17 protein-coding genes and 1 pseudogene are annotated in these 18,774 nt (G+C 46.9%); 2 read left to right on the plus strand and 16 right to left on the minus strand.

Going from position 1 to position 18,774, the window contains the following annotated elements:
* Positions 1 to 1,368: amidohydrolase family protein (locus tag C7H79_RS14480; RefSeq protein WP_106707988.1), on the minus strand; the 1,368-nt coding region annotated here is incomplete at its 3' end.
* A 122-nt stretch (positions 1,369 to 1,490) separates the two neighbouring features.
* On the opposite strand from C7H79_RS14480, the gene C7H79_RS19040 reads away from it, so the two are divergent.
* Positions 1,491 to 1,718 (plus strand): helix-turn-helix domain-containing transcriptional regulator, encoded by a 228-nt coding sequence (locus C7H79_RS19040; protein WP_242447316.1) that lies wholly within the window; start codon positions 1,491 to 1,493, stop codon positions 1,716 to 1,718.
* A 693-nt stretch (positions 1,719 to 2,411) separates the two neighbouring features.
* Here the strand turns inward: C7H79_RS19040 and C7H79_RS14495 are convergent.
* The 15 genes and pseudogenes from C7H79_RS14495 to C7H79_RS19520 all read right to left on the minus strand — a co-directional run bounded on the left by C7H79_RS14495 (position 2,412) and on the right by C7H79_RS19520 (position 16,940).
* Positions 2,412 to 5,837, minus strand: a complete 3,426-nt coding sequence (locus tag C7H79_RS14495) for a UvrD-helicase domain-containing protein (protein WP_106707990.1) — start codon at positions 5,835 to 5,837, stop codon at positions 2,412 to 2,414.
* The gene (locus tag C7H79_RS14500) at positions 5,816 to 8,551 is read right to left on the minus strand and encodes a PD-(D/E)XK nuclease family protein (protein WP_106707992.1); all 2,736 of its coding nucleotides are present in this window, start codon (positions 8,549 to 8,551) and stop codon (positions 5,816 to 5,818) included. The genes C7H79_RS14495 and C7H79_RS14500 overlap by 22 nt, the downstream gene beginning before the upstream one ends.
* Before the next feature lie 87 nt (positions 8,552 to 8,638).
* Positions 8,639 to 9,514: an IS5 family transposase gene (locus C7H79_RS14505; protein WP_106707994.1), complete on the minus strand. Its 876-nt coding sequence runs from the start codon at positions 9,512 to 9,514 to the stop codon at positions 8,639 to 8,641.
* Between the two features lie 169 nt (positions 9,515 to 9,683).
* A complete protein-coding gene (locus C7H79_RS14510; RefSeq protein WP_197714645.1) occupies positions 9,684 to 9,986 on the minus strand; it encodes a HigA family addiction module antitoxin in 303 nt (100 codons plus the stop codon).
* Positions 9,987 to 9,996: 10 nt separating this feature from the next.
* Positions 9,997 to 10,521 carry a VOC family protein gene (locus C7H79_RS14515; RefSeq protein WP_106707998.1) on the minus strand — a complete coding sequence of 175 codons (525 nt, stop codon included), beginning with the start codon at positions 10,519 to 10,521 and terminating at the stop codon, positions 9,997 to 9,999.
* 216 nt (positions 10,522 to 10,737) lie between these two features.
* Positions 10,738 to 11,337 (minus strand): DUF1579 domain-containing protein, encoded by a 600-nt coding sequence (locus C7H79_RS14520; protein ID WP_147383624.1) that lies wholly within the window; start codon positions 11,335 to 11,337, stop codon positions 10,738 to 10,740.
* 123 nt (positions 11,338 to 11,460) lie between these two features.
* Positions 11,461 to 11,634: pseudogene (locus tag C7H79_RS19515) on the minus strand (DUF1428 family protein); the annotation flags it as partial.
* A gap of 297 nt (positions 11,635 to 11,931) precedes the next feature.
* Positions 11,932 to 12,177, minus strand: coding sequence for a VOC family protein (locus tag C7H79_RS14530; RefSeq protein ID WP_197714646.1), 246 nt, complete (start codon positions 12,175 to 12,177; stop codon positions 11,932 to 11,934).
* A gap of 84 nt (positions 12,178 to 12,261) precedes the next feature.
* On the minus strand, positions 12,262 to 12,747 hold the full coding sequence (locus C7H79_RS14535; RefSeq protein ID WP_374058016.1) for an SRPBCC family protein: 486 nt from the start codon (positions 12,745 to 12,747) through the stop codon (positions 12,262 to 12,264).
* A gap of 173 nt (positions 12,748 to 12,920) precedes the next feature.
* Positions 12,921 to 13,046 carry a YciI family protein gene (locus tag C7H79_RS19045; protein ID WP_242447317.1) on the minus strand — a complete coding sequence of 42 codons (126 nt, stop codon included), beginning with the start codon at positions 13,044 to 13,046 and terminating at the stop codon, positions 12,921 to 12,923.
* A 32-nt stretch (positions 13,047 to 13,078) separates the two neighbouring features.
* Complete coding sequence (locus C7H79_RS19050) at positions 13,079 to 13,276, minus strand: YciI family protein (RefSeq protein ID WP_242447318.1); 198 nt, start codon at positions 13,274 to 13,276, stop codon at positions 13,079 to 13,081.
* Between the two features lie 104 nt (positions 13,277 to 13,380).
* Positions 13,381 to 13,764 carry a YciI family protein gene (locus C7H79_RS14545; protein ID WP_106708002.1) on the minus strand — a complete coding sequence of 128 codons (384 nt, stop codon included), beginning with the start codon at positions 13,762 to 13,764 and terminating at the stop codon, positions 13,381 to 13,383.
* A gap of 80 nt (positions 13,765 to 13,844) precedes the next feature.
* Positions 13,845 to 15,098, minus strand: a complete 1,254-nt coding sequence (locus C7H79_RS14550; RefSeq protein ID WP_106708004.1) for an RNA polymerase sigma factor — start codon at positions 15,096 to 15,098, stop codon at positions 13,845 to 13,847.
* 696 nt (positions 15,099 to 15,794) lie between these two features.
* On the minus strand, positions 15,795 to 16,508 hold the full coding sequence (locus C7H79_RS14555; protein ID WP_106708006.1) for a Crp/Fnr family transcriptional regulator: 714 nt from the start codon (positions 16,506 to 16,508) through the stop codon (positions 15,795 to 15,797).
* 267 nt (positions 16,509 to 16,775) lie between these two features.
* Positions 16,776 to 16,940, minus strand: coding sequence for a helix-turn-helix domain-containing protein (locus tag C7H79_RS19520; protein ID WP_374058017.1), 165 nt, complete (start codon positions 16,938 to 16,940; stop codon positions 16,776 to 16,778).
* A 941-nt stretch (positions 16,941 to 17,881) separates the two neighbouring features.
* Between C7H79_RS19520 and C7H79_RS14565 the strand changes: the two genes are divergently transcribed.
* The coding region (locus C7H79_RS14565) for an NAD(P)/FAD-dependent oxidoreductase (RefSeq protein ID WP_147383625.1) at positions 17,882 to 18,774 on the plus strand (893 nt) is incomplete at its 3' end.

Here is an 18,774-nt window from a genome sequence, read left to right on the forward strand (position 1 = left end):
AATAGTTATGAGTTTAGAAATGCTGTCGCTCTGCAGCGTTTTTTGTATTGCCGGCACATCGATTGCATAGATTTTAGCAGCGTTGAGTCCAAAAATATGTTGACGCATTGCCGTAGTAATGGCGGGGTAAGCATATTTTTCTTGGATCTTCTCACTGATTTGAAAACTGCGTAAAGCCAAAATTTGGTCCTGCGGGCTGCCATACCAAAGAGCATCAGTACCCCAACAGATACGTTCTGCACCAAAGTATTTAATCAACTTTCCCATCAGATGAGCAGCTTGGTCAGGTTTACTCATACAAGATCGCCATACACTGCCAAGTTCGGCATAGAGATTGCCTTCATTAGAACGAAAGCCGTTTTCTTGGTGCGCCTTGATGAGGCGATCAACGCCCTGTGCAGCGCTTGGTGTGTAGGGACCTTCTTCTACGCCAGATTCAAAACCGGAGTGATAGCAAATAAAAGTGACATCCGGATATAACTTCGCTGCTCTGGCAATATCGGCTGGATGTGAGTATTTATATTCCATGCCGCTTAATGGTAAGCCGCGATGTGCACAAATGGTCTTAACCTTGAGATCGCGCGCTTTTTCAATCATTGGTATTCCGTAATCATGGTCATCCATAAAATAGCCGGATCCATCGGGTCCCCATTGCGGATAAGTTTTCCATGCAGCAACATTGTATTCTTTTGCCTGTGTTTCCATAAATTCGAGTCCGCCGGGTTCGTTTGGCATGACGCCGCCTTGGATCAGAATGCGGTGATTAGCACCACCTGCAGCGGCAAGTTGGCGTGCCTCGGCTGCGTATTCCATCGGAGTTGGACTGCTGTCTCGCCCTCCCCACAGTGCTGAAACTACCGAGACGTCCGTATCGCTGTCCAGAAATACTTCCTTAACCATTTGTTCAGCTGAATAGCAATCGAATTGTTCCGTGCTGCATTTGCGCCGTTGACCAAATACTTCATTGAGTACGCTGATCCAGCGTTCCCCGGATTCTCCCTGAGCCCACTTTCCGGAAGGATCAACACAGTGATTCTGGATATCAAAAATAGATTCACTATCACCAAGACTGACTTGCGCGGCGGATTGGTCATATGCGGCTTCTTGTGCGATGGAGAAATAGCCACCCGTCTGGCCTGAACGCGCAAAAACTTGGTTAAATGCTAGTAGGGTAGCTGCAGAACCAGCCAAAGTTTTTAAAAATGCGCGACGGCCTTTATTTGTGACTTTGCAAGCTTGATCTATAAATTCATGTGCATGGCGGTTTGCGGCTTGTTCTGTGAAAGTGAGTGGAAGTGGGCAATATTCAGCATTGGTTGTTGTGTCAATCTTTATTGGTAGTCGCTTTCCATTCGGGTCAAAGTCCATGGGGCACCTCTAAGAAATTGAGAACTTTTGAGACAGCATAGAGAGTGTAAACCTATGCCATGAATTTTTAAATCGCAACAAATATAAACGTACCTACAGAACACTGGAGGAAAACTGAAGAGGTGTATTACCGTAATCATCCTGATGAGATTGATGGTTATCTTTCTATTGCTTTCAAAGAATACGCAAAGGATAGTTGTACGGCGGCCTTGCTCTCTCAATTACGTATGATTACTCGCGTCAAAGGTATCTCAGCATTAGCAAAGGAAACAGGGATTACACGGAATGGCATTCAAAAAGCTCCATCAGAAGAAGGAAATCCCAAGTTTGAAAGTATTAAGCCATCATGAATGCTATGGGATACTGTCTTACACCGCAAAAGTTAGATGTTCATGCGAAGTAGTGGTCAGCTTTAGAAAGCCGCAAACATTTTACTATAATCTGTTATCTATTTACATAATCTAAATATCTGGGATAGACAAAACTAGGACAATCAATTGATTAATAATCTTTCATAAACATTAGATCGTTTAGCATGTGTGTGGAAAAATGATATTCGGCACCCTGTAACAAAAAACTTATTTCAAAGCTTCGATGCCCGCACCAAAGTTAATGTGGAAAGGTGTCCCATCCAAAACCAAGGCAGGAACAGATTTAACCCCAGCGGATTCCGCTTCAGTCAAACGTGATTTGTCGGTACCAAGGTGAACGGATTCAACTTCATATTTTTCTGGATCAAGCGGACTGGCAACGTTTTGTTCTGCCTGAAATTATAGAGTAGAAAATTTGGAAAGTGCTAAATGTTACGCAGGAAATCAGAGTTCTGTGCATTTTTGTCCGTAAATATACAGTATCGTGTTTTTAACCTATTTTTGCGCAATTTAGCCCAATAAAACGAGTGAATAAACCTATATCGTGATCAAAATATCATATTTCTTTATCTGTTTAAGAAAAATAAATTCTTGACAACAAATTATATTAGTCGCTATAAATCAAAATCTTATAATCTAAGCGTATATTTACGGACAAAAATGCACAGCACTCTAAAATGACCACTCTCGCCATCCTCCTAGCAGCGGAAAATACAGGCCCAGTCGAATGGGTTTTTTTTCCATTTTGCTCATGATAACTGCGTAACGTTCCAACTGTTGACGATAGCGCTCCCGCTCACGATCAAGAAACTCATCAACACCGCCACCAGTATGGGCGCCTGTCTTGTAATCGATGATCCAGCGTGTGCCATGCTCATCCACGAATGTCCGATCGATAACCATGTGGTCTATACCGCCGCCTAGTTTGCCACTCAAAGCCAGTTCACAAACTGCCTTTTCGTGCAACCCACTCAAAATCCACCGGCCTCGCTCGTCTTCTAATGCAGCCTGCAGAGCCGCATCTATCTCTTCAAGCGCAACCTTGATGCGTCCCTCCGGCACTCCTAAGCGTACCAGCATTTTACGACCAATCTGCTCGAAACGGCGCAAGTCGCCAGACTTAACATGCTCAATACCAACCGTTCCTATGTGTTGAAGCAGTCGATGCACTACAGTACCAACGTGTCGCGCAGTCTCTCCTGCCCAACTAAACTCTATCAACCCACCCGCTATACCTTCCATTCTCGTTTCAGAAATCTGAATGGAATCCGGCGGGGTTAGCAGTGACCAGTCCGTTGCCAATCGGAGGCGAACGGGGGTATTTTTTGCAGGTTCAATCACATCTTCTAGTAACGATGTTCCGATATCCTGCTCAGCAAGAAGAGACTTAAAGTCATTTTCCACCACAGGCCATAGGCGCGCCAAAAGGGAGTCTTTGGGTGGATCTTTTAGTTCAAGCCCACCATCATGTTCCTGAATACCAGCGTGCCCGAAAAGGTGCAGGCGTTGCTTTGCCCGCGTCGCGGCAACATACAATAAGCGACTATCCTCAAAACGTCCCTTCGCCTTATCTAATCGCTGCAGGTATGCAGTCATCAGATTCCGATCTTCGCCGTGTGCGCTAATCGGGGCAAGAAGAAGATCACTATTGCCTGACCCACGACCACGTGTCAACCAATGCAATAACTTCTCATCATCATGTTTTGGGCTGCGCCCCAGTCCAGGCATGATCACAGTATCAAACTCCAGTCCCTTGGATTTATGGATAGTCATGAGTTGAAGCAAACCGTCCGCTTCCACGTCTGGCAATGCGAAGAGCTTCTCAATCTGCTTGTTAAGATCATGGATATCCGGTACATCACCTGCCTTGCCGAGTTTTTCAAGCAACTGTAAATAGACCTCTGCATCTTCCAGATCAGTCTCGTCCGTTACACAGGCCGGACCGCCAAGCGCGATCCATGAACCTTCGATACTGCTCCGCAGGGAACAACGCGCCTGCTCTGAGAGCGCCGTATCCAGTACAGGCAATACTCGGACTATACGGGCGCGGCCATCTTCGCTCAGTTGTTCCCTGCGTTGTTCTTGATGAAGCAGATCGATAATGGTTCGATTGTAATCATCTCCTGCCAGAGTATGCAGATCTTCGAGCGTCAACCCACAAAACGGTGCACGAAGCACCGCCAGCCACGCGATGCGATCACCGATATGACTCAATGCCCGAGTCAGCGCGAGCAGATCCTGCACTACAGGCCGGTGTGCTAATCGCTCGATCTCAACAGCCTGAAAACGGAGCTTAGCCTTCTGTAACTGCTCTACGATCTGCACCAGATGATTGCGGCTACGAACAAGAATTGCAATCGTGCTGTCCGGTTGCTCTCGCTTTGCCTGCTGCACTATCGTCACGATCTCGCGTGCCTCAGCGTTATCATCGCGCTTTTGCGATGAATGGACGAGTGATCGATGGACGGTAACGGCATCCGCTTGCAATTGCGGGTGAAAGGCTGTTGACGGTGCATAGGACACGGCTCCACTGACGACGTTATCATCTGGAGGCAATACGTGCGGAAAGTTTTGATTAATCCAATCGATGATCCCTTGTTGCGAGCGGAAATTAACCGCGAGACGGAGAAACTCGAGCGGCACCTGACCGATCCCGTGTTCTCTTGCCGCGAGAAATAATCCCACTTCCGCTTCTCGGAAACGATATATTGACTGCATGGGATCGCCCACCACAAACAGGCTGTGGCCATCCCCCGGCTGCCAACCGGCCGTCAATCGTGTGAGCAATTCGTACTGATTGAACGAAGTGTCCTGAAACTCGTCCATCAATAAGTGGCGAATACGATAATCCAGTGCCAGTGCAAGATCCGTCGGCGCTTCGGGTTCACCCAATGCCCTAATAGCTGCCTGGGTCAAGGCGGGAAAGTCCACCTGACCTTGTTCACTGAACACAAGTTCCAGGTGAGCTGCCGCTATGCGTAACAATTCAACCAATGCCTGTAAGGTTTCCCATTCACCATTGGTGTATTGATGCGGCGGCAACTCCTGCAACAAAGCCAACTGCTCACGAAATGCATCCTCGCCTTGCAATAACTCCAGCAGAGCCGTCATTCGTTGCTTCATCTCAGTTAATCGGATCTTTTCTTCCTTATCTTTGGCACTACTTGGTGCTGGAAATCCCTGATTCTTGGTCAAGCTCTTACGCCAAGCACCCTCCTCCGTCAACAACATCTTCGCAAGTCCTTCCCACTGACCGCGGTCCATCACTTGCGATCCTGGTAAGCCTTGGAGGTCGGAACAAACAAGAATCGGGGAATCCGTGCCTTCCAGATTCTCCGCAGCAAACAGGGCCAACTCGATCAGTTCCGGTCCGCATGCGCCGGGCACATGTTTTGCCAGTTCACTCAACGCCTCAGTGACCAGACGGGCCATGGCCGCTTCCAGGTTTTTCCGTTCGAGCAATGGGTGGTCTCGGCCGGCGAGGTGACGCAACCATTGATCACGTCGGGCGAGCATGGTGGCAATCAAACCCTGTAATTTATCCAGTCGATTATCTAAATGTTGAATCAAATGTGCAATGGCATCCGACCAATTAGCGCCAGATTCCAACTCAGCAATAGTATTCCTGGCCGCCGCGAGATAGAGTGGCTCGGCATCTTCGGCAATGGCTGGCACCGAACCAAACTGGGAGAGGATCGGCATCTGCCGCGCCAATGCTGTACAAAGGGAGTCGATCGTCTGGATGCGCAGGCGCGCCGGATTATCAAGCAATTGCCATCCCTGTTCTTTATCGCGCATCAGTGCTCGCTGGGCGAGCTTCCAGGTATGTTTTTCATGCTCCCTCTCTGGCGGCTGATCACTCTTGGCGCGTTTCAATGCCTCCAATATCCGTTGGCGCATTTCACCTGCCGCTTTCCGCGTAAACGTAATCGCTACAATCTCTTCCGGCGCGTCGACACCCGCCAGGAGTACTAGGAACCGCTGGGTCAGAAGCCCCGTTTTCCCTGAACCCGCTGGCGCCTGAACAATGAACGACGCTGATGGATCTAGCGCTCGTGAACGTGCTTCTTGGTCGGCTATTCTTCCTTGTTCGCCCATGCCTGGCCCTCCGCTTCGGAAGACTCACCATTCAACACGTTCAACTCGTTGATACGACATAATGGTTTGAGTTCACAGTAGGTGCAGGTGACAGGGTATTTCTTCGGATCTACCGATGCTTCTCCATTACGAAAACCCGCACCCAATTTTTCCATTGTTGCCCGCCAATCGCATAACACATTCGACCAAGAGTTGGCTTCGCGCGTCTGCCTCAAGGTTTCAAATGACTTAACGCCAGGTGCTAGTCCTTCGTCTGCAGCTACCCCATTAAATGCCATACCACCCGCTTTCACTTGCGCAAATAGCACGCCGGCAATATCACCACCCACCGCCATACTGTAGAGTGGTAGTTGTGGCTCGTCGGGGCGCTCCCCAAACCACTGGGCAGGCTTTACCTCACCGGTTTTGTAATCAATCACAACCTGGCGGCCATCGGCCAGTTCATCGATGCGGTCAATTTTTAACTGAACACGCACCCCGCCGGCAGTCGCTTCATGTTTTTCCTCTTTCTCCACGACACGAAACGGCACACGCTGCTTTTCCAACTCCAACCATTCCAGCACGTGCCGACACAAGCGTTCGGTTTCCATTTTCCGGAAGCGCCGGGTAAATGTTTGTGAATACCGACTAGCAATCTCATCGATCGCCTCGCTCACCATACTGTTTACCAGGGCTTGCAATTGTGAGTCATCCATGGCAATGAGCTGTGCGTGTGAATCCAATGCGTGCCACACTTTCTCAAGGACACGGTGCATCAATAAGCCTCGGGCCATTGCATCCAAGCCGATGTCGGCTTGCCTGAGTGCACGTGCTCCCAACCGCAGTTCCGCAAAGGCGCGAAAAGGACACGCGGCCTGAAGTTTGAAAACGGCGCTACCACCTTTGACTTCTTCATTCATCAGGGGCGGTGCGGGATCTTCCTCCAATGGCGTTAACCTGGCACTGTTGTGAACAATATTTTGCCATGTCGGAGCTGGCCACAACCGTAAAATCTCTGGATCCGCAATGGAGAGATCAGTAATGAGTGGGCTGGGTCGAAGCTCCTCATCGCCACTGCGCTGCGGAAAACTCACAACCACCTCGTCCGCACTCGCCAACATCCGACGGGTCATCGTGCGCGACACTTGTAGCTCTCGCTCCTCACTTGAATGTGGCAGCCCGACGCCCCGCTGCAAAGGCAGCGGAATAAACGGATTCGGTCGTAGGGGTGCTGGCCACGCGCCATCATGCAGGCCCATGATCCAAAGACTATCAAATTCAAGGCCACTCGCCTCAAGCATTCCCAGCACCTGCACCGGTACCGTCCCGGTTTGCGGCTGAAACGTTCGTTCCCCCGCCATGCGCCGCAATTGAGCCACGGCAGTGGACGCGGCCATCGGTTCTGTTACCGGCTCCAGTGATGCAAACGTGCCCAGGAGTTCCCGCCATGCTTCCGCGACCTGGTACTCTTCACTTGATAAAGCGCGCCCACTCGCCCATCCAATTGCCTTTAATAATCTCGCAAAGCGTTCCGACCACTGTCCTGGGCTGTCCGTACGCGAGCACTCCCGCGCAGCTTTAATCCAGGCATCAATGTTTTCTGCAAGTAGCGGGCATGAATATGGCTTGTTGATTTGTGACGCGTGATAACGCAACGTCTCCAATGCCACGTTAAGTTCACCTGTCTCCCTCAGTCGACCATCGAGCAATGCTCGAGTACTGGCTTCCCGTTCCCACCCTGCAATAAAGGGTGAACGAAGCAATCTACCCGCGTCTTCCAGACTAATTGTTGGCGCCAATAAGCCGAGCAACTTACATGCAATACTGATAATGGGATACGTACTCAACGGTGGACCGAGCGAAATATTAAATGGGCGCACGAGATACTGGTACCCTGGCTGCAGTACGTGCGGGACCAGTCTCTCGTCAAGCGCATGAATCACGATATCTCGTTGCGATGCGAGTTCAGGAACTACAACACCGATCAATGTCTCTGGATTTTCATCGAGCCGCTGCCGAACCCATCTGGCCATGGTTGTGGCCTCCTGACGTACATCGACGCATCCAATTCTGGTTTCCTTACTTTCCTTACCCGCGAGATGCATCCATCGCACATCACAATCCGACTCGATCAGCGTTTGCAACAACCGCTGCTGTTGTGGTGTCAGTTCATCGAAACCAATCAACATCAGTTCCGCAGGTGTAGGCAAATCTCCTGCCAGAATGCTAGGCTGAAGTTCGTCGGAAAGGCGAGCAAGTGAAAGCCAACCCTTCTCCATACACTTTGCTTCGAATCGCGATGCCCATTCAAAAAATGCCATACTGTCGCTATTATAGCGAAATGTTGCACCAGTTAATGATAGCCGCCACGATTGAATCAACTGCCACGCTTCCTGCGCAAGACGCACTGTTCCGGTCAGCTGCTGCAAATGCTGATCCACCGCACTCTCAGTAACGATGTCTTCCCATATACGTTGTTCCTGTTGGGATGTAAGCAAGAGCTCAGGTGCAGTCACGACACCTGAAACAACGGCCTCTTCCCAGGCCCGCTGCAGCCAGGCAGCCCAAGGTAATATATCCGGGGTTGGCCAAGCTTCGAGGCCGTTGTTTATCGCCGATTGTTCAAAGGCCTGACAAGTGACGCCCGCCAAGCGTTTGTTACCAGTAACAACGGTCACTCCGCGATTCAGCGCACCGATTACTTCCCCCAAAGAAATGGTCTCTCGTTCAATCACACATGCTTCTCCATCCTAACATTTCCATCACGGGTTCTGTCGCACTAACGAAAGAAAGCTGATATCTGGTTGGCGTTGTTGAATAAATCAAAATTTGAACAGAAGTCCACATTCTCTCGTTAATTTTAAGATTTTTATAGACCCGGGAATGCCGAGATTGGTTATTCTGTTGAGTGCACAGGCTTTCATGACGTTGCCAATAATACGCTTGTAGCGTTGCACGGAAAGTTCGGCATAGTTGCGCAAACCATAACCTGTCTTCTTTTGCCCAGAAATGCGTCCATGCTGAACAATCACCTTGGTATGGCCGTCTCGCTGGGTGTCGCCTGCCGCTGAACGGACAGCAGTCTTGTGTGGGGGAATGATCACTTGTGCATCAGGTTGATGAGTCAAGACCGCTTGGAAAATCGGTTCGCCATCATAGGCGCCATCGGCGATAAAGATCTCAAAAGGCGCGTCAATTTGAATCAGTAAATCTGGAACCGCAGTGGGGCCATCAACTTCCGGCGTGGTGAGTTCGCACACCAACAGTTGATGATTCTCATCAACTGCAAGATGTAGCTTACGCCATGTACGGCGAACAAGAACATCGTGTTTTTCTTGGTGCCACTCGTCTTTGCCGTAGACCTTGAGTCTAGTAGAATCAATAATCACGAGACTGCCTGGTTTCATCGCTTTGGCCAATATATGTCTAGGCAAGGCAATGCTGCGCCGGGAAATACTGCTAAAGTCAGGAATAGTGATGTCGGCTTTCATGAAACGGGCAAGCAAATTCATGAAACCTTCGGTTTGACGTAACGGCAGATGAAATACTTGGCGAAGAAATAAAACAGTTTCTATGGGGATATCAGAATACTCCTGGGGTCGCCCACAGGCTCTCGTCATGGCCGGACGCCACTCAGAGATTGCCGTTTCCGTAAGCCAAATCGTGATTTCACCCCGTCGCCGTAATCCGTTGTTTATTCATGCCAGTTCGTCACTATATAACGAGATTTTTTGTTCTTATGGCGGCGGTTCTCGTTGGTTTATAAGGCATTGGCTTTTCTGAAGGTAAAATCCTGCAGAATTATGCCAGATATGCCATCTTTTTACCGACAGTTCGATTTATTCAACAACGCCGCTTCTATCCCCTTTAGGTTAGTTGGTGTTCATATGTAAAAATGTCATTAAGCACGTTGCCCATTTGCTTTGAAGCAACATCCAAATCATAGGCTATCTGCAGTTTGAGCCAAATTCTTGGGCCTGTCCCAAAGAATTTTCCGAGGCGCAAAGCTGTATCAGCTGTAATGCTGCGCTCACCATTCACGATCTGATATATGCGATTCTTAGGCACATCAATCTTTGTGGCCAACTCGACCCCATTGATGCCCATAAATTCAAGCTCCTCGGCCAGAATTTCTCCGGGATGTATCGGTTCGCCTACTCTTTTTGGCATGGTTTTTCTCCTAATGATAATCGACGATTTCGACGTCATATGAAGGAACATTTGGCACGGAATCGCCGCGCACCGCCGCCTCAATCTTGGCAACGTCGATCTTCTGCATCTCCATCATTGCCTCGAATGTACGCTTCGCCACATCGCCGCCACTGGCCATCGCCTCGGTCAGGACGCGCGGCGTGATCTGCCACGACAATCCCCATTTGTCCTTACACCAGCCGCACTCGCTCTCCACGCCGCCGTTATCGACGATCGCTTCCCAATACCGGTCGGTCTCCGTCTGGTCGTCGGTGGCGATCTGAAAGGAGAATGCCTCACTGTGCTTGAACGTATCCCCGCCGTTGAGACCAAGGCATAGCACGCCACACACCGTGAATTCGACCGTCAGGACGTCGCCTGCCTTGCCACCTGGAAAATCAGACGGTGCCCGATGCACCGCGCCGACTGTGCTGTCGGGAAAGGTCTGGGCGTAAAAGCGTGCGGCTTCCTCCGCGTCATGATCGTACCATAGGCAGACCGTGTTCTTCTTCATCGTTACTCTCCTATATTTTAATATTTTGCACGGTATAGTCGATGGGCTTTAGTTTCTGCTCGTGTAACTCCTACATACCAATGCAATTACATGCTCTCCTAGGAGGAGATGAGATTAGTCTTCATCATAATTTCTCCTTGGCATCAAAAATATTTAGCTTCGCAAGCTCGATTTCATTACGCTTTATCAAGGCTGCGTTTGTTCTATCTCCTCGTATTACAGCTTTCTTGTATAAAAGATCTCCATCATCTTCATTTCCTTGCCGCCATGATGCGTTCCGTACATAACAAATTCCTGGGTATCTTTATTAATAATCTTCCAAATAGCGCGATGAGTCATGTATCCCCCGCCCAGTTCAGCGTGTTTGCCATTCAGTGTGATAGTCTTGCCATCCGCACTCGCCGTGCCTTCCATGGAGAAAATGCCTGTGCTCATGGTATCCATCCATGTTGAAACATAGCGTTTAAGTAAATTGTCATAAGCGCTGATCCCTATCCCGGTGTAAGGCCGCCCATGCATTTGGCCGTTATATTCCTGCTGAAGAAAACGACCACCCAGCAGCATTTTCATTTCCGCGGTACCTGTTGATTCCATGGGTGGCTTACCGAGCTCCATCCATTCCTTGGTTTTAGTGGTCCAGCTTCCCGCAAGGCTGGCGAACAGTTTATGCTGTTCGCCGGGCGTGGCCAGTTTCATGTACTGCTCCATTATGACCTGGGGATCCATAGACTGTTCTTCTTTCTTGTCTTGGGCGAAGGCAATAGATGACATCAGTAAAACACAGAATACGGTGAGAGTAAGTTGTATGATACGCATGGTATTCTCCTTATAAAAATTGAGAAGCGTGCAAAAAGATTTGTTGAAATTTATCTGAAAGCTTAACTCGGGCATCAACGAGTACTTTAAAGCCGCCGTAGAATCGGAGTTCATCATTTCCGCCAGCCTTGGATCGTTCATGACTGCTCCATTGACCTTATCGCGATGTTCACACGATTCGAAAATTATCCAGGAGAAAATGACAGTATCGTTCTTGTCAGCGTTTGCTACTTGCTTAAACGAGATTAATTTTTTCTGATCCAGATCATCTCTCACGTATTCGATAAATTCAAAGGCACCATGTTCTTTTCAGATTAATCCAACTAATTCGGCGATTTGTTTATAATCCTCAAGGTTGTTCTTAGAAATGGGAATAACATAGCCATCAACATATTTTTTTCATTTTGATTCTCCTGAGACTAAAAAGATTTTTTAGAGACTTACTATTAAGCTAATATTGATAGGTTTTGTATTTTATTTGTTAACAATTCCGTTAAGATAATGAACCGGCATTTTAACCCTCGCCCCGGCACTGACAGCTTGTTCAAAAGCTGCGTCCACATTGTTGACCTGTAAATGGATGGTACCAGACGTTCATTTTAGTGTTTTCGGTCCAAATGAGCTCCAGTCCGGCCTTTCATCGGCCAGCATGACCGCCGAATCACCAATTTTGAGACAGGCATGGATAAGTTTCCCATCCGGCCCCGGCAACCGCAACATTTCGGTGGCATTGAATGCCTTTTTATAGAACTCGATTGCATCGGCAACGCCCGCGCAAATAATATGTGGCGTTAACGTGTGCATCAATTTAGACATGGGTTTTTCAGATGGCGTATTCATGAGAATTTCTCTTGCTGGTTTGAATTGATTTCAATTTTAATATCGGATTTTAATAAATCTCAACCAGATGCTTAAAGGGTTTCATCATGAGTTCGGAATCTCCGCCTCAACAAGTTGAGCGAGCAGCGTAAGTGACTCTTGCCAGCCGATATAGCAGGCTTCGGGCGGAATCGTTTCGGGTATACCTTCCTGCACTATATTTAACTCGGCCCCGCAAGGCACTGCTTTCAAAGAAATTGTCGTCAGCATTTCCCCGATTAAATTCGGGTCATCGAACGCATCTGTATATCTAATGCGTTCAAAAGGTACAAGTTCAAGGTATTTTCCGCCAAAAGAGTGACTGTGTCCTGTAGAGAAGTTAGTGAATGACATCTTGTAGGCACCCCCAACCTTAGCTTCCAACAGGTGAACCTTACCCGTGAATCCATTCGGCGGAAGCCATTTGGCAATTGCATCAGCATCAAGAAAAGCTCGATAAATTTTTTCTGGTGTCGTGCGAAGTACACGGTGAAGCTTGATGCTGTTGGTTGGCATCAATTTTGGAATGGACTTTTCTGTTTGAGCATTCATGTTGATTTCTCCAGTAGGATCCAGGTTGGGCGCTAAGTTTCCGGGCTGTGCTTATTGGCTACTTGTTCTCTGCTTATTAATCGAATGGGATTCGGTGAAATCGACATCTTGAATGTTTTTTTGCAAACCGTACTGCTACTTCTACTTTGTGGTCTCTCTTGCGTTTATTTTAGCTATTCCGGGGGCCATTCCCGGATAGGCCTGATTTCAATGCTACCGAGACGCGCTGACGGAATTTTGCTTGCCAGTTGAATGGCTTCATTAAGATCACGAGCATCTAACAGATAAAATCCCGCCAATTGCTCTTTAGTTTCGGCAAAAGGTCCGTCGGTTATGGATGCCTACCATATCGAACTCGAACGGTAGTGGCAGTATGCACTGACTGAAGCGCATTACCGCCCAGAAAGTGCCCGCTTTGCTGAAGTCGCGCGACGGAGGCGACACATTCACCGTTGAGCGCCTCCCATTCATCCTTGGTCATGGCATCAATGGTCTTTTCTTCATAATAAACAAGGCAGAGATATTTCATAATGTTCTATAACAGGTGATTTCAACTACAGTTGTTTGGCAAAACCAGAATTCCACATAGACTTTCTCGACACATTGGTTTTGCGAGAGTCAGATACCTCTGTTTCAGCCAGTTTCGGCAATCCTGAGCGCATGAATAGTCTGGACATCCTCCGCTATCGGTCGAACCTCCACACAACCGATTCCGGCTCCTGGTATCCTTGATGCCACCCGGATCGCCTCGTTGAGATCGCGAGCTTCGATAACATAGTAGCCGCCAAGCTGTTCCTTAGTCTCCACATAAGGTCCGTCGCAGGTTGAAACTTTGCCATTGCGAACCCGAACCGTAATAGCGGCTATGGGTGGCAATAACCGATTGCAATCGACAAAATGGCCGCTTGTCCTGATGTTGCCAGTGAACTCGCGGTACTCCTCGAAGTGTTTCTCAGCGTCGACCGCAGACATTTGCTCCATAACCGTTTCCGCACAGATCAAGCATAGGTATTTCATGATTTAGTCCTAATTAATCGATGGAATAATTGATTACATTTTATGGTCGATTAACGGAGCCGAGAATCGACAAGAGCTGATTAGTTTTTCAATTCTGCCAACCGTCGATTCAGAAAACGCCTCTCCGGTTCCTGCCGGGTCAAATTGAGCGCATACTGATAAGCTACTTTTGCTTGCTCTATTTTACCAAGCTTACGATAGAAGTCGGCTTGTGCCGCGTATGTCAAATGATACTTGTTGAGTTCGCCTCGTGACAGTAGATCATCGACGAGCGCGAGGCCAGCTTCCGGTCCGTCACGCATTGCCACAGCCACCGCGCGATTCAATTCAGCCACAGGAGATTGGTTCGCGTGTAACAACAGATCGTAGAGACCGACAATTTCAGCCCAGTCGATTTGGTTAGTGTTGGAAGCTTCAGCATGAACGGCCGCAATGGCTGCTTGCAGAGTATACGACCCGAAATTGCCTGAACTGAGCGCTTTCTTTGTCAGCTCTGAGCCTTCAGCAATCTGTTCATGGTTCCAAAGTGAGCGATCCTGCTCGTCCAGCAGAACCAAATCGCCATTGGGTGCCGCGCGTGCAGCTCTACGGGAATCATGCAACAGCATCAATGCCAGCAAGCCTAATGCTTCCGATTCTTCCGGTAGAAGTTCGATTAAGAGTCGACCAAGCCGGATAGCTTCTCCAGAGAGATCATGTCGCATTAATTCACTACCCGTGGAGGCCGAATAACCTTCGTTAAACACAAGGTAAATGACTTTTAAAACGGCCTCCAACCGATTGGGCAAATCCTCTACTTCCGGTACCTCATAAGGAATATTCGCATTGCGGATTTTGGATTTGGCACGAACAATGCGTTGTGCTATCGTTGCCGGCGCATTAAGAAATGCGTGGGCAACTTCTTCAGTGGTAAGGTTACACAATTCACGCAGAGTAAGCGCTACCTGTGCATCTAGCGATATGCTCGGATGGCAACAGGTGAAAATAAGTCGTAACCGATCATCTTCAATTGTTTCATCTTCAACATCAGTAGCTTCCATAGATGATGCTTCGAAGATCTGCTCATCTTCCCAAGAGGTTCCAAACCGAGTTTGCCTGCGCATGCGGTCTATTGCCTTGAATCGCCCCGTCGATACCAGCCAAGCACGCGGATTTGTGGGTACTCCATCCCGCTGCCATTGAGTCAGCGCAATAGCAAATGCATCATGCATGGCATCTTCCGCAAGATCGAAGTCGCCCAACAGGCGAATTAACGTTGCTAGCACCCGACGAGATTCGTTATAGTAGAGCGCATCCAATGTTTCTCGCAGGGTTGAATCTATATTTTCATTCAAGGAATTTTCCTGCTTTTATCAATTTATGGATTTAGCGAGCATTGGAATGATAACCCAGTGACCCCAAGTGAAAACTGGTTGAACAATATGTTGAATCTGCAAACCAGCAATCAGCCCAAAAACCCTGCATCAAATAAATTACGATTGACGCCAGATACGAGTAAGAATACTGAATCAACGAGCGCCTTCTGATCCATACGGTATAGAGGCAGTTGCCTCATAGCTGCAAAATCCGTCCTTTTTGACTAAGGAAATATTATAAGACAATATAATCATTTCGTTAAGATTTCTTCTTCGCTTTAGCCAATACCCATAAACCGTAAATTCATCCACGCCAACCGGGTAGGCAATTTCGGTCTTTGTCAGACCCTGCAGGTACGCACTTGCCGAATGAACGCCAATTTCATTCGCAATTCGGTTTGATGAAATCCCGCTTTAAGTAACCCGTATATCTGATATCGCTCTTGGTTGAGTTGCTGGTAGTGCTTCATCTGTACTCCTTTTATTTGATCGTTCCAGAAGCTCAGATGCTAACCCATCTTGCCTTCTGTAAATCTTGTAAAAGTTGCACTTCAGACTTGAATCTGCCCAGCATTAATATGTTGCTATTGTTGGCAGTTTTATTGAAATATACGTTTTTGTAATTAATGCGACAGAACCTAAATTTTCGTACCATTGGAATTAGAACCCAAATATTTAAACCATGACACGCTGGTAAATTTCCTTGTCGCTCCGATAACAACTGCAAGAAACGGCTTCCAGTCCATTGCGGTCGAGAATTGTAATATTTCCTCGTTGGTAATTGATAATATTTCGGTTCTGAAGTGAACTTGCCGCTTTGGTGATGCTAACGCGCCGCACCCCCAACATATAGGCAAGGAATAAATGCGTGATATGAAATGTATTGGAATGGGACTTATCTTGAGTCATCAGTAACCAACGAGCAAGACGCGCTTCCGTCATATGAAAACGATTACAGGCAGCTGTTTGCGCAATCTGACTTATCAATACATAAAGATAACGCTTTAGCTCTCGCTCTAACGCAGAGCTCTGCTCGAGCACACGGAGAAACAATGGTGTCGTTATACGTAGCGCAAGGCCTGGTCCTTGAACTAACGCGCGCAATGGTGCAACATCGACGCCAAGCATAAGCGTAACGCCCAACATGCCTTCATTACCGACTAATCCCATTTCTAATCCCGTAACATGTTCTAACGGCGTCGCTAAGGAAATGTAACTATTAATGGGGAAGTAAACATACGAAATATGTTCTCCGGGATAGTAGAGGACCTCTTTCAAGGCCAGTTCTACTTCTTCACAGTCTGCGAGAAATCGTACGAAATCCTTGCGAGGTAAAGCAGCTAATAATCGATTGGCAATAGGAATAGTTTGAGCGATCGACACGGGCATTTTTCTGTGAAATTAGGCAAACCCAATAAGCAACATAAAGATCTAGAATTGTAGAAATCTCGATATGGGAAGGAACTAATAGATTTAAAGCATGTCTCTAATTGTCCCGTTATCTGAAAATAAAATACAAAAAAGCTAAATTACTGCAGAAAACTTTTTCTGTCTGTGCTTAACCGTACGCACATAAGTTAATCTAAAGCCACGAGATAAATATTATAATTTCTCAAGGATTATGAGGACTAAACAGACGGTCTTATTCTCCTTTGACTATCTGATAACATTCACAAACACCCGCTTCCAATCCGGGTCGACCAATACGGTGATATGTCCCCGCTGATAATGAATCAATCCCGATTGCTGTAAATTGCCGGCGACCTTCGTCACCTCTTCACGCCGCACACCAAGTATATTGGTAATCAATTCTTGGGTCATGGACAGTCCATTTCCAGATAACCGATCAAGGCTGAATAGCAAGCCAAGGGCATAGCTGTTGGTCCACCGTATGATGTAGATTGCAAACCGATGGATTCTGTCGCAAAGTTTTTCAGTTTGAGTGATACTTGGGTAATTTTAGTAATTGAAGAATCCGATGATCAGTTTTAAAGGCGCTCAATTTCTAAAAGATGTCATTCTCTACGCTGTTTTTCTATGCCAGGTATGGTGTTACTTACCGTGACATTGAAGCCATTATGAAAGAAAGAGGCGTGAAAATTGCCCATTCCACGCTTAACCGATGGGTTAGCAATTACTCATCTTCCATGGCTTTGGCGGTTAAAAAATTAAACGCGCTGGTGATATCAAAGTTAAGAGTAAAGGAGTTTTTTATAACGAGCTGTTGATAAAGTTGGCGATACGATTGATTTTAGCTTTCCGGGCACCGTAATAAAGCAGCGGCCAGCGACTTCTTTAACAAGCAATCGATCCTAACGGATTTCCTAGCAAAGTTGTCATGGACAAAACCGGAGCCAACTATGCTTGTTTGGAGAGCATTACTATGTTGCTATTGTTGGCAGGATTATTGCTTTTGAAGCGGAATTTCTCATCCAAGTAATAGTAATGCGCTGAATTTCTGAATTAGCTCTATTAAAGTTACTTTGCGTACAGACCTCTTTAATAATCTTTATATAAAATTTCAAATTATGAAATTTTATATAAATTAAAAATTGAAAAGAGGTTGCTATGCGCATTTTCAATTAAATAATCGCAGTCAAGAAAGACAAGCTAAATTCAAAGAGTTTATCGGGAACGTTCATTGATGACAAGCCATTGGAATTTATAAGGAAGAACTCCAAAATGGCGGGGAAAGCATGTGCTATTTCTAATTTTTTAAAGAATATAAAAAAATAAACTAATTTAATTAAAAAGATACAGAGATGAATTATAATTTGAACGGATCTTCCGTGCCACTGTGGCAAGCTACCAATACTATTCCAATATTTCCTCCTCTTACAAACAATACAAAAGCTGATGTTTGCATTATAGGGGGGGGTATCGGAGGTATTTCTACTGCATATCTGCTATCAAAGAATGGAAAAAAAGTTATCCTGATTGATGCAAATTTAATTGGAGGTGGTGAGACCGGGCGAACTACAGCGCATTTTTTTCCTCCAGACGAATGGTATTCAAAAATTGAAAAATCCTTTAGCACTGACGTGGCGAGATTAATAGCTCGCGGCTTTTCCCAAGCAACAAACTTAGTCGAGTACATTATTGAGGAAGAACAGATAGAGTGCTCATTCGAAAGAGTAACGGGTTATCTATACTCCCTATCCGATAAGGGCTTCATTGACCTTCATAAAGAACTCGAAGCTGCAAATCGATCTGGGGTGACTGCCCAGATAGTTGAACAAGTGCCTGAAATTAGTTTTTCTACCGGGCCCGCCATACAATTCCCTAATCAAGCTCAATTTCATCCGCTTAAATACTTACAAGGCCTAACAAAAGCATTTTTAGACAATGGCGGAGTAATTCATTGCGATACACGGGCATTAAGTATCGAAGGTAATAATACTTTGCAGAAAGTAAGCACGAATGGAGGAGAAATCAATTGCCAAGCAGTAGTCGTTGCAACCAACACCCCTTTTAATGACACGATCGTTCTGCATACCAAGCAAGCTGCATATAGAACATATGTTATTGGTCTGCGAATCCCGAATGGAAGTGTGCCGCATATTTTAATGTGGGATCATGGCCATCCTTATTATTATTTGCGCATTGCAAAGCCAGATCCTAATTCGGACCACGAAATACTCGTCGTTGGAGGAGC

The organism is Nitrosomonas supralitoralis (assembly GCF_003011925.2).
GTDB classification, from domain to species: Bacteria; Pseudomonadota; Gammaproteobacteria; order Burkholderiales; family Nitrosomonadaceae; genus Nitrosomonas; species Nitrosomonas supralitoralis.

Excerpts from the sequence above, each read along its gene's own strand:
- C7H79_RS14495 (WP_106707990.1), bottom strand. The coding sequence starts at position 5,837 with ATGGGCGAACAAGGAAGAATAGCCGACCAAGAAGCACGTTCACGAGCG.
- C7H79_RS14510 (WP_197714645.1), bottom strand. The coding sequence starts at position 9,986 with ATGCCAAAAAGAGTAGGCGAACCGATACATCCCGGAGAAATTCTGGCC.
- C7H79_RS14515 (WP_106707998.1), bottom strand. The coding sequence starts at position 10,521 with ATGAAGAAGAACACGGTCTGCCTATGGTACGATCATGACGCGGAGGAA.
- C7H79_RS14520 (WP_147383624.1), bottom strand. The coding sequence starts at position 11,337 with ATGCGTATCATACAACTTACTCTCACCGTATTCTGTGTTTTACTGATG.
- C7H79_RS14530 (WP_197714646.1), bottom strand. The coding sequence starts at position 12,177 with ATGAATACGCCATCTGAAAAACCCATGTCTAAATTGATGCACACGTTA.
- C7H79_RS14535 (WP_374058016.1), bottom strand. The coding sequence starts at position 12,747 with ATGAATGCTCAAACAGAAAAGTCCATTCCAAAATTGATGCCAACCAAC.
- C7H79_RS19050 (WP_242447318.1), bottom strand. The coding sequence starts at position 13,276 with ATGAAATATCTCTGCCTTGTTTATTATGAAGAAAAGACCATTGATGCC.
- C7H79_RS14545 (WP_106708002.1), bottom strand. The coding sequence starts at position 13,764 with ATGAAATACCTATGCTTGATCTGTGCGGAAACGGTTATGGAGCAAATG.
- C7H79_RS14555 (WP_106708006.1), bottom strand. The coding sequence starts at position 16,508 with ATGCCCGTGTCGATCGCTCAAACTATTCCTATTGCCAATCGATTATTA.
- C7H79_RS19520 (WP_374058017.1), bottom strand. The coding sequence starts at position 16,940 with ATGACCCAAGAATTGATTACCAATATACTTGGTGTGCGGCGTGAAGAG.